Annotated in this window: 13 protein-coding genes; 11 read left to right on the forward strand and 2 right to left on the reverse strand. The window is 33.7% G+C overall.

The window, feature by feature from the left end; translation table 11 throughout:
• Positions 1 to 270: 270 nt before the first annotated feature.
• On the reverse strand, positions 271 to 840 hold the full coding sequence (locus tag RSB60_RS08920; RefSeq protein WP_332516168.1) for a hypothetical protein: 570 nt from the start codon (positions 838 to 840) through the stop codon (positions 271 to 273).
• A 62-nt stretch (positions 841 to 902) separates the two neighbouring features.
• Here RSB60_RS08920 and tagD point away from each other — a divergent pair, with 62 nt between their 5' ends.
• A complete protein-coding gene (tagD, locus tag RSB60_RS08925) occupies positions 903 to 1,298 on the forward strand; it encodes a glycerol-3-phosphate cytidylyltransferase (RefSeq protein WP_323380712.1) in 396 nt (131 codons plus the stop codon).
• 8 nt (positions 1,299 to 1,306) lie between these two features.
• Here tagD and RSB60_RS08930 read toward each other — a convergent pair whose 3' ends face one another.
• Positions 1,307 to 2,422 carry a nucleotidyltransferase gene (locus tag RSB60_RS08930; RefSeq protein WP_332615842.1) on the reverse strand — a complete coding sequence of 372 codons (1,116 nt, stop codon included), beginning with the start codon at positions 2,420 to 2,422 and terminating at the stop codon, positions 1,307 to 1,309.
• Between the two features lie 80 nt (positions 2,423 to 2,502).
• Between RSB60_RS08930 and RSB60_RS08935 the strand changes: the two genes are divergently transcribed.
• The 10 genes from RSB60_RS08935 to RSB60_RS08980 form a co-directional block, all read left to right on the forward strand.
• Positions 2,503 to 3,405, forward strand: a complete 903-nt coding sequence (locus RSB60_RS08935; protein ID WP_332475943.1) for an alpha/beta fold hydrolase — start codon at positions 2,503 to 2,505, stop codon at positions 3,403 to 3,405.
• 63 nt (positions 3,406 to 3,468) lie between these two features.
• Positions 3,469 to 3,981, forward strand: coding sequence for a YceD family protein (locus RSB60_RS08940; RefSeq protein ID WP_332615844.1), 513 nt, complete (start codon positions 3,469 to 3,471; stop codon positions 3,979 to 3,981).
• An 11-nt stretch (positions 3,982 to 3,992) separates the two neighbouring features.
• Positions 3,993 to 4,139: a 50S ribosomal protein L32 gene (rpmF, locus tag RSB60_RS08945; RefSeq protein ID WP_323380708.1), complete on the forward strand. Its 147-nt coding sequence runs from the start codon at positions 3,993 to 3,995 to the stop codon at positions 4,137 to 4,139.
• 293 nt (positions 4,140 to 4,432) lie between these two features.
• The gene (mraZ, locus tag RSB60_RS08950) at positions 4,433 to 4,885 is read left to right on the forward strand and encodes a division/cell wall cluster transcriptional repressor MraZ (RefSeq protein ID WP_442878171.1); all 453 of its coding nucleotides are present in this window, start codon (positions 4,433 to 4,435) and stop codon (positions 4,883 to 4,885) included.
• Positions 4,882 to 5,820, forward strand: coding sequence for a 16S rRNA (cytosine(1402)-N(4))-methyltransferase RsmH (rsmH, locus tag RSB60_RS08955; protein WP_323380814.1), 939 nt, complete (start codon positions 4,882 to 4,884; stop codon positions 5,818 to 5,820). The genes mraZ and rsmH overlap by 4 nt, the downstream gene beginning before the upstream one ends.
• Positions 5,821 to 6,126: a hypothetical protein gene (locus tag RSB60_RS08960; RefSeq protein WP_323380707.1), complete on the forward strand. Its 306-nt coding sequence runs from the start codon at positions 5,821 to 5,823 to the stop codon at positions 6,124 to 6,126. It abuts the gene before it with no gap.
• 2 nt (positions 6,127 to 6,128) lie between these two features.
• On the forward strand, positions 6,129 to 8,309 hold the full coding sequence (locus RSB60_RS08965; RefSeq protein WP_332615847.1) for a penicillin-binding protein: 2,181 nt from the start codon (positions 6,129 to 6,131) through the stop codon (positions 8,307 to 8,309).
• 45 nt (positions 8,310 to 8,354) lie between these two features.
• Complete coding sequence (mraY, locus tag RSB60_RS08970) at positions 8,355 to 9,317, forward strand: phospho-N-acetylmuramoyl-pentapeptide-transferase (protein ID WP_323380705.1); 963 nt, start codon at positions 8,355 to 8,357, stop codon at positions 9,315 to 9,317.
• An 86-nt stretch (positions 9,318 to 9,403) separates the two neighbouring features.
• Positions 9,404 to 9,697 (forward strand): post-transcriptional regulator, encoded by a 294-nt coding sequence (locus tag RSB60_RS08975; RefSeq protein ID WP_323380704.1) that lies wholly within the window; start codon positions 9,404 to 9,406, stop codon positions 9,695 to 9,697.
• A partial coding sequence (locus RSB60_RS08980; protein ID WP_442879662.1) for a SecDF P1 head subdomain-containing protein occupies positions 9,690 to 10,671 on the forward strand: 982 nt, incomplete at its 3' end. The genes RSB60_RS08975 and RSB60_RS08980, both read left to right, overlap by 8 nt.

The following is a 10,671-nucleotide window of genomic DNA, read 5'->3' on the forward strand; positions in this document are numbered from 1 at the left end:
AAGTTAGAAATTCATCCTTATTTTGTAACTAAATTTTACTTCCTAATAATTGGGGGCATAACAAATAAAGTGGCTTTTTTATGTTTTATTGTGGTTATTTATGCGATGTAATCGTTTGTTCAACCGTTGAATTAATGCAGGTACTAAAAAAGATATCATACTTGATTATGATATGATGTCTAAAGTTGAAAATTGTTTAGATGTACTTACAATATAAAATCATGTGATTGAAAAAGGATTAATTTGCAGTAAATTAATCCTTTTAAATAATTAATAATTGTAATAGTCGATTAAGTTAATTTGATTGATTATTGTATTAACGTAGTTATTTAAGAAGTCATTGATTTGCTCAATTTTCCACTTTCCATTCACAGAGACTAAAGCTACGCGATATGTAAGTATAAGCGAAGGAGTTGAGCGTTCAAATGCTTGTGTGTATGCTTTTCCCAATTCTTCTTGATACTTTGGTGGATCATTATAGTACTCGAATGCCTGGATAAAATATTCGAGAAATAACTCTCTTGTTTCTGCGAGATTATGAAGTTTCATTGTAACGAGGATTGTAGCATTATCTTTACTTTCATACTCGATGATGTATGAGACATCAAAATCTTGAAGATATTTTAAACAAGTCATTTTTACTTTATTCTCTTTTATTGATTGATAAAAAGTATCCCAATTGTTTTGCGTGGGTGTATCTAAAGTATAGTCGGATATTTCATAATAATTCATTGTTTTTAAATGATTAAAAACTGTTTCTGTCACTTCTAAAGGAGATTTTTCTTTTGTGCTACATCCACACAAGAGACATAGAACAAGGCATACAATGACTTTTTTCATGTTTTATCCTTTCTAACTAAGTTTAATTTGATATAATAATTATACATGAAGTGAGGTATATCATGAAACGAATTTTAACCTATGGAACATTTGATTTATTACATTGGGGTCACATAAGACTTTTGAAACGTGCAAAAGAACTAGGCGATTATTTAATTGTTGCACTATCTGCCGATGAGTTTAATGAGATTAAGGGAAAGAAAGCATATCACCCTTATGAAGAAAGAAAAATGATGTTAGAAGCCATTCGCTATGTCGATTTAGTCATTCCTGAATATGTTTGGGAACAAAAGCGAGATGATATTTTGAAGTATCAAGCAGATGTCCTTGTAATGGGTGATGATTGGGAAGGTAAGTTTGACGATTTAAGAGATATTTGTGAAGTTGTTTATTTGCCAAGAACTGAAGGAATATCCACATCAAAAATTAAACATGATTTAGAAAACACAGATCTATAGACCTGTGTTTATTTTATATATAAAGGAGAACCAATCTCTTGTTTAAGTAGAGATTGACGTTGCTCTTCACTCATACACGTTGTGTAAAGTAGGGATGTTTTGTATTCCATTTTGCGATAAACTAGTGGGATTTGTGAAAACTTACTAGCTACCTTTACTTCATTTTCTTGTAGTTGACGAAGATACTCTCTTCCTTTGTCGTTAAAGGCAAGAATACGTATAGTATCTAAAGGTGGTAGATTTTTAACATCCTCTTTTGTAATGTGATTTAAGATTTGTAAACAACAACGACGAATTCTTGAAGTTGTGTACCTTCGAGTTACAGCATTATTAATAAATTCTTCATATGTTGAAGAAAGAAGTGCTTGTTTGATCAAATGATTTTCAATGCCTTCACTAATTAAAAAGATTGAAGCTAATTCTTTTGGTGGAAGTGTGTTGAGTAGTAAACGTAAATAAGGATAGAAATCCTTTAGTTGAACTAATTCATTTTGACTTAGCTCTTCATTCATACAGGTGGTATTTGCAAGTGGTTTATTTTCGTGGATAGCTTTTCGTATTGCTGTTGCACTTGCGATTTCATTGTGCATTTCTTCATCATGATAATGAACTGTTCTCTGTATGGTGTGGGCTGTGATTTTAGTATTCATAATAGCTTTTAGATAAGAAACTCCAAGAATATCATTAGGTCCCATTTCTTTTGCGAGTAAACCATAAGCTTTTGGAAAACTATGGCCAATGCTTAGAGATTCTTTAAGATTATCGACATGAATACAAGAAGCTGCCATTTCTTTTAATTCTTCAATATTATTCGTTTCACTTCCAAAAACGATGTCTGAAACTTGTGCGATTTCAAGACAACGAATGGATCCTTGAGCAAAATTTGATGCACTTTGAGTGGCATATATGTAGGGGAGTTCAATAACAAGATCAACACCATGTTTTATCGCAACTTCAGCACGTTTCCACTTATCTAAAATAGCAGGTTCACCGCGTTGCACAAAATTACCGCTCATCACGGCAATTAAAACATCACAATTTGTAATCTCTTTTGTTTTTTGTATATGATATTCGTGTCCATTGTGAAATGGATTATATTCCACAACAATTCCAGTAGCTTTCATAGTATCACCAGCATTATTTTACCATAATCACGGACACTTCTAAAGAAATATGGTATTATAATAAAGCGAGGTGAATCAACGTGAAAGTAGAATTATCTTATAACATATATCGCCCTGAAGATTACGCTTTGGGTATCATTCAAGTTGTTCATGGAATGAGTGAATATGGGCAACGCTATGAGAAATTTGCTCAATATATGTGCAAAAAAGGATTTGTAGTAATTACTTATGATCATCGTGGCCATGGACCTACATGTGCTAAAGAAGACTTAGGTTTTTTCGATTCGGAAGATGGATGGTTGAGATTAATAGAAGATGCACATTTTATTACAGATGTGGTAAAACGTGAATACCCACCGAATGTTCCATTTATTTTATTAGGGCATAGTATGGGCTCTTTAGTTGCACGTTCCTATTTAAAACGCTTCGACTATGAACTAGATGGTTTAATATTAAGTGGACCACCAACTTATCAAATAGCAGCTCGCGGTGGAGTTATGCTTGCGAAACACTATTGTAAAAAAGAGGGTGAGAAAGCAAGAAACCCATTATTAGAAAAGTTATCAACAGGTAACTTTGGTAAGAAATTTGAAAATAAGGTATCCAAAAATGAATGGATAAGTAAAAGTACCAAGAATGTTGAAAATTATGACAATGATCCATTATGTGGATTTCCGTTTACTAACAAAGGTTATGAAGATTTGTTTAGACTAATGATTGATATGAACAGTATTAAGGGTTGGCAATGTACAAATCCAAAGCTTCCAATATTCTTTGTTTCTGGTGAATATGATCCAGTAACTGGCGGTAATAAAGGATTATTGAATTCAATAAACAGATTGAAAAGGGCAGGTTACAGTAATATTTCTCAATTCGTTTATCCGGAAATGAGACATGAAATCTTGAATGAAGATAATCAAGAAGAAGTATTTAAAGATATCTTTGAATGGGTTTCTAAGAATTGTCTGCGGAAGAATGGCTAAAAAGATTGACTTTAGGCTAGTTTTTCTCTATAATTTACACGTTAACGAAATGGGAGAATAGACGTGAAATGGACTAAGGCAGAGTTACTTAATCTTCAAGATAATCAAATTGAATTTGATGAAATCGTACAATTTGATAATCAAAACTTTGATAAAGATGACCGCCTAAAAGGCCTTAAAGATGTTCATGTTAGCGGAACGGGTGCATTTGGACACTCAAGAGATACCTTTGAATTTGATTTAACAATCGATGGTATTATGATATGTCCTTGTGCGATTGCGAATGAATTAATCGAAGTACCGTTTGAAACCTATTCACATGAGGTCTTCTCATTTGTTGATACTGATGAGATTGATGTTCATGTTGTTAAGAATGAAATCATTGAATTGATTCCTGTTGTCTTCCAACTTATTCACCTAGAAGTTCCACTTAAAGTTGTTAAGGAAGGTCTAGCTGAGTATCCTCAAGGGGATGGTTGGCGTGTGATGAAAGAAGAAGACTATGAAAAGTCGAAGGCTAGTCAAATAGACCCTCGATTAGCAAAACTAAAAGATTTTAAGATTAAAAATGATTAGGAGGTGCCAAGATGGCTGTACAACAAAGAAGAAATTCTAAATCTAGAAAGAATAAGCGTAGAACTCATTTTAAACTAGCTGCTCCAACACTAGTTAAGTGTCCTGCGTGTGGGGAACTTAAAAGACCTCACCATATGTGCGCTTGTGGAAATAAATAGTAAAGTTTAACTTTACTATTTTTTTTATTCATTGGGCGAGAAATGAATATATTCAAATTCTAAAATTTATATTAAAAATGTGATAAATTTAAGTTATTAAGAATAAAGAATATTGAGTTGTATAAAATGTGTAACTATTCATTATTATTTCATCGTCGAAGAACTCCTAGAGTTCTTTTTTTTCTTACTTAACTTGAACCAATTTCAAGTAAGTGAAAAAATTAACTTTTTGCACAAAATATATTTGCTTTTAGTGTTAGTTGATATATAATTGTGGTAGTAAGTGGTTAAAAGTGGTAGATAGTGGGGTATTGAATGTGTTTATAGGTGAATACAGACACAACTTAGACTCGAAGAAAAGAGTTATAATTCCTGCTAAATTCCGTGAGGAGTTAGGAGACCTTTTTATCGTTACACGTGGATTAGATGGTTGTTTAACAGTCTATACACAAGAACAATGGGCTACTCTACTTGAACAGTTACAAAAATTACCAACTACAAAAAAAGAATCACGTTTATATGTTCGTAGTATTACATCAAAAGCGACTGAATGTGAATGTGATGGACAAGGTAGAATTCAATTACCAAGTTATTTAATAAGTGAAGCTGCAATTGAAAAAGAATGTGTCATTGTTGGAGTTGCAGATCATGTAGAAATATGGGCAAATGCTCGCTGGGAAGATTATCAACAAGATAGTGAAGCATTTGAAGATGTTGCTGAACAGCTAACGGATTTCTTATTATAATGGAACACATTAGCGTATTACTTCATGAAACGGTGGAAGGACTTAATGTAAAGCCTGATGGCATTTATGTTGATGGTACCTTAGGACGCGCAGGACACAGCAGTCTCATCGTTAAGTCATTATCAACAGGTCATTTATTTGCCTTTGATAAAGATCAAGTTGCACTTGATGAATCACGAATTAGATTACAAGAAGATAGTGATAAAGTAACTTTCATTCATGATGATTTCAAAAATATGAAAAAAGTATTAAACGAACTTGGTATTAACAAAGTCGATGGCGTTATGCTTGATTTGGGAGTATCGTCTCCACAATTTGATGATGCAAATAGAGGGTTTAGTTATCGTTATGATGCGAAACTTGACATGCGTATGGATCAAAGTCAAACACTCACTGCATACGAAGTTGTAAATCATTATGACTATCATGATTTAGTAAGAATATTATTCCAATATGGTGAAGAGAAGTTTGCGAAACAAATCGCACGCAGTATTGAAAGAAATAGAGAAATCAAACCAATAGAAACAACATTTGAGTTAGTAGATGTTATTAAGCAAGCACTTCCAATGAAAGTGTTAAATAAAAAAGGTCATCCTGCTAAACAAACATTTCAAGCAATTCGTTTAGAGGTGAATGGAGAATTAGAATCACTTAAACAAGGCTTAAAAGATGCAATCGATTTACTAAATATACATGGAAGATGTTCAGTTATTACATTCCATTCATTAGAAGATCGTATTGTAAAAGATTTATTTAATGAGGTTTCAACAGTACCTCAAATTGATAAGAGAATTCCAATTCTGCCTAATCAAATTGAAAAAGCGTCTTATCGTTGCATCACAAAAAAACCAATTCTTGCAAGTGAAGAAGAACTTGCGATGAATAATCGCTCACATAGTGCAAAACTAAGAGTATTAGAGAGGATAAATGAGTAAATGGCAAAGATTGTTAAAAAGAAAAAAGTTAAAAGATTACGTTTGCAAAATTTTACAGTTGTATTGTTTTTGTTTGCGGCGATTTGTTCTCTAGGGTCTCGTTTGTTCTTGCGTTCATACAATAATTCATTGAGTGTTGAGAAACAAAAGATTGATACAGAAATCGCAACTATTCAAACGGCAAATGAGGCGTATCGTGTAGATATCCAAACGCTAAGTTCACGTGATAGAATCGAATCAATCGCAAGTGATGCAGGGTTAGACAATAATTCAAATAATATCGTGACTGTTGCTAACGGAGAATAGTTATGAAGCGTCATAACCGCATGCTTCTTTTCATATTTATCTTGACATTAGTGGTGTCAATTTTAGTCGCCTCTAATGTTTTTTTGGTAGCTGTGGTTAAGGTGCATGCAGTAAGTAATACTGATTTAAAGGCTTATGCAGATAGTGCAAATATTACGACTAAAATATTAAATGCAAACCGTGGATATATTTATGATCGTAATGGCAATATTATTGCTCAAGATGTAAATACATATAATATTGTTTGTATCTTAGATAAAAATCGTCCAGCTAAAAAAGGACAAACACCTTATGTTGATGACCCTTCTAAAACTGCTGAAGTTTTAGCTGTGCTTTTGGGTGGGGATAAAGATACTATTTATAATGAATTGACAAAAAACTTATACCAAGTTGAATTAGGCTTAATTGGTAGAAATCTTTCACGTGAAAAGAAAGAAGAAATCGAAAGTTATGGTTTAAATGGTATTGAGTTCTATCCTTCTATCAAACGTTCTTATCCATTAGGAACATTTGCATCTAACTTAATTGGATTCGCACAATCAGATGAGACGGGAAGTACAGTAGGTAAGATGGGATTAGAAATAATTCTTGATGAAGAATTATCAGGGACAAATGGATATAAGAGTTATCAAGCAGATAAACATGGTTTTGTATTACCAGGAATGAAAATAACAGAAGAAAGTGCAATTAATGGAAACAATGTCACACTTACTTTAGATAAAGGTATACAAGAAGCACTTGAACAAGCTTTTGTTCAAACGATGGATTTATTCAATGCCGATCGTGTGTGGGGAGCGGTAATGGAAGTAGATACTGGTAAGGTATTGGCTTGGGGACAAGCACCTTCTTTTGATCCTAATAAATTAGATATTCAAGATTACAATAACTTTGGTGCTCAACTTCCTTATGAACCAGGATCAACAATGAAATCATTTGTGTGGGCAGCGGCAATTGATACAGGAAATTATGATGGAACAAAAGAAGTATATTCAGGACCATATTGTTATAAAGCAGATGGTTTAAATCCGTATCGTGTACAATCAGGAGGATTAGGTTGTATTACCAATGCAAGTTATAAGAACTGGGGTATGGTAGGATATGACTATGGATTAATTTTATCTTCAAACTCAGTGACGGCTGATTTGCTCACGGAAGTCATTAATCCAGATATCTATGAAGAATACTTAGATAAATTTCATTTCTTCCAACCAGTTGAAACTGATAATTTACGAGAAGAAATAGGGATTAAGCATTATAAATGGCCATCAGAAAAAATCACGATGAGTTATGGACAAGGATCAACTGTAACTACATTACAATTATTACAAGCATATTCCGCAATATTTGGGGATGGACAAATGGTTAAACCTTATTTTGTAGAATCTATTCGTGATGCCTATGATTCACAAAAGGTAATATATCAAGCTGAGACTACAGTTGTTGGTCAACCCATTAAAGAATCTACTGCTGCGGAATTAAGAAGTATACTTAAGCGTGTAGTTTATGATCCACAAGGAACAGGGAAGCATTATATGATACCTGAAATAGAAATTGCTGGAAAAACTGGAACAACGCAAGTATTAGTTAACGGATCATATGCTTCTGGAAAGACCATTGCATCAGTTATGATGGCAATGCCAGCGGATGATCCTAAATATATGGTTTATTACGCTTTTGAAGCAGGATATGACCGTAATGCACACTATAAGACAGAACCAATCAAAACGTTGCTTAGAAAAGTTGCGATGTTAACGAATGTAACCAATATTAATCAAGCGACTACTGAAACTGTAGATGCTCCTGGTGAAGGAGAACCAGTTAAGCAAGAAATCAAAACTTATGAAATGCCTAATCTAGTTAATCACTCTTATGAGTATGCGATGGATAAGATAGGAGAATTTGGTACATCAACTTATCTTTTAGGCTCTAGTAATACGATTATTGATCAGTTTCCTAAAGCGGGTTCTTCAGTATCAACAGGTCAAAAAGTGTTCTTACTGACAGATACAGGTGGTTTCTATATGCCTGATTTAACAGGTTGGACACGAAAAGAAGTGACAGCACTGTGGGAAATTACGGACTTTGGATTTAAAATTAGTGGTGGTGGGACTGTAATGTATCAAAATGTCCCAGTAGATGCATTTGTAACCAAAGATACAGAAATTGAAGTTGAACTTCAATAGTGATGTTGCTATAATAGGTAAGCGTGAAAAAAAGGGGGAGCAGAAATGGTGCTAGCTGGCTTAAGTGCATTTTTAGTAAGTGTGATTGCGGTACTTTTCTTGATGCCTCATTATATAAAATTTCTAAAAAAAATTAGTTTTAATCAAACAGTAAGTGAATATAGCTTAGAGGAATATCAACAAAAAGCGAAAACACCAACAATGGGTGGTGTACTTTTTGTCCTTGTGCCAGTAATTGTTACGTTTATCTTTAAACCAGATGCAATTTTCGACTTAGATATCGCAATCATCTTATTAGCTTTTGTAGGATATGGTGCAATTGGCTTTCTCGATGACTATATCATTGTAATTAAACAAGATAATCAAGGATTACTTGCTCGTGATAAGTTTCTTCTACAAGTAGTATTGGCAGTTATTTTCTTCTTTATTTACCAAAGCCATACTTCGTTAGATATCCGCATTCCTATTGTAAATTTCATTCTACCTTTAGGTGGATTGTATGGAATCTTGATTTTCTTCATGTTTGTGGGTGGAAGTAATGCAGTAAATCTTACAGATGGGATGGATGGGTTGGCTGCTGGTTGCAGTTTCATTGCTTTTATTCCTTTCCTACTGTTTGCAATTCAAGACAGAAATGTATCAATCGTGGTATTTATTTGTAGTTTGATGGGTGCTCTGGTTGGGTATCTACGCTACAATATTCATCCTGCAAAGATATTTATGGGCGATGCTGGTTCATTAGCTTTAGGTGGTGCTTTGGCAGCCGTTGCAATGGTTCTTAAACAAGAAGTGGCACTTTTATTTATTGGCGGAGTCTTTGTATGGGAGACACTATGTGTTATCATTCAAATTACATCAGTAAAACTCACTGGTAAAAAAGTGTTTAAGTATACGCCGATTCATTATAGTTTTGTCTTATCAGGCATGAAAGAAACACAAGTTGTTAAATCATTTTGGATTTTAGCTACTATTTGTGCAGTAGTTGGATTTATAATTGCTGTTCTTTAGCTGAGTTTAGGGTTGAATTGATAGCTGAAAGGCTATCGTTTTTTTTCAAATTATTTTATAATTAAATCATCGTGAGGAGGTGTTGTATGGAAAAATTTGATATTCATAATTCTCAAATTGAACTTTCTATGGTATTAAAATTACAACAACTTCAGCGCGAATCTCTGCCAGGCTTAACTTATGAAAACTTGGAAGATGTTTTATATCGTTTTAAATGGGCGCATAAGGCTCCAAGGACTTTACATGATGCAGTAAATGATATATTATCTTTAACGGCGGATAAAATAGTTCAGGCGTTATCAAAACTGGCTATTATTGATGGATATAACAAGAACTTAATGGATTTTAGTGATCTAATAGGAGGAGAACACAATGAATAAAAATACAAAGACAAAACGTTTGGTCGTATTTTTTGTGACAATTGCAGTAATTGCTGCCGTCATTTTGGGATTTTCAAAGGGAATTTCAAAAAATCTTACCCTTGGTTTAGATTTACAAGGTGGATTTGAAATTCTATATGAAGTAAGTCCTTTAGAAGAGGGTGGTACATTACCAGATATGTCAGCGGTTGCCAACAGTGTAAGCAAACGTGTCAATGTTTTAGGGGTAAGTGAACCACAAATTATTATTGAAGGTGACAACCGTATTCGTGTACAACTTGCAGGTGTTGAAAATCAAGACCAAGCACGTCGTATGATTTCAGCAACAGCTAACCTTACTTTTAGAGATGTAAATGATGAACTACTTGCAGATGCATCAATTATTCAAGATGGTGGTGCTACACTAGGTTATCAAGATGGTAAGCCAGTTGTTTCACTAAAAATCGCTGATACTACAAAATTTGGGGATTTAACTGAAAAAGTTGCAGGCATGGGATCAGGAAATAATTTAATTGTTACTTGGTTAGACTATGCTGATGGTGATTCTTATAAAGAAGAAGTAATTAAATCACAAAATGGTGGAGAACCAAAATATATAAGTGCAGCATCTGTTAATCAACGTTTAGACAGTGATGCAATCATTTCTGGTAACTTTACTGAAGCTGAGGCAAGAGAACTTGCAGATTTAATCAGTTCAGGTTCATTACCAGTAAAAATGACTGAAATTTCTAGTAATGTTGTAAGTGCTGATTATGGATTAGGTGCACTTGCGTCAACAAGTTTTGCGGGAATTGTTGGTATTACTTTAGTATTTGCTTTCATGATTCTAATTTACCGTTTGCCAGGAATCATAGCTAGTATTATGTTAACTGTGTATATTTTCGCAGTATTTGCAATTTATAGTGCAATGGGAGCGGTATTTACACTTCCAGGTATTGCAGCTCTAGTTTTAGGGGTTGGAATGACTGTCGATG

The organism is Anaerorhabdus sp., from assembly GCF_036657415.1.
Classification (GTDB): Bacteria; Bacillota_I; Bacilli_A; order Erysipelotrichales; family Erysipelotrichaceae; genus Anaerorhabdus.

Coding starts and splice junctions, on each gene's coding strand:
- RSB60_RS08920 (WP_332516168.1), bottom strand. CDS start 840: ATGAAAAAAGTCATTGTATGCCTTGTTCTATGTCTCTTGTGTGGATGT.
- tagD (WP_323380712.1), top strand. CDS start 903: ATGAAACGAATTTTAACCTATGGAACATTTGATTTATTACATTGGGGT.
- RSB60_RS08930 (WP_332615842.1), bottom strand. CDS start 2,422: ATGAAAGCTACTGGAATTGTTGTGGAATATAATCCATTTCACAATGGA.
- rpmF (WP_323380708.1), top strand. CDS start 3,993: ATGGCTGTACAACAAAGAAGAAATTCTAAATCTAGAAAGAATAAGCGT.
- RSB60_RS08960 (WP_323380707.1), top strand. CDS start 5,821: ATGGCAAAGATTGTTAAAAAGAAAAAAGTTAAAAGATTACGTTTGCAA.
- RSB60_RS08965 (WP_332615847.1), top strand. CDS start 6,129: ATGAAGCGTCATAACCGCATGCTTCTTTTCATATTTATCTTGACATTA.
- mraY (WP_323380705.1), top strand. CDS start 8,355: ATGGTGCTAGCTGGCTTAAGTGCATTTTTAGTAAGTGTGATTGCGGTA.
- RSB60_RS08975 (WP_323380704.1), top strand. CDS start 9,404: ATGGAAAAATTTGATATTCATAATTCTCAAATTGAACTTTCTATGGTA.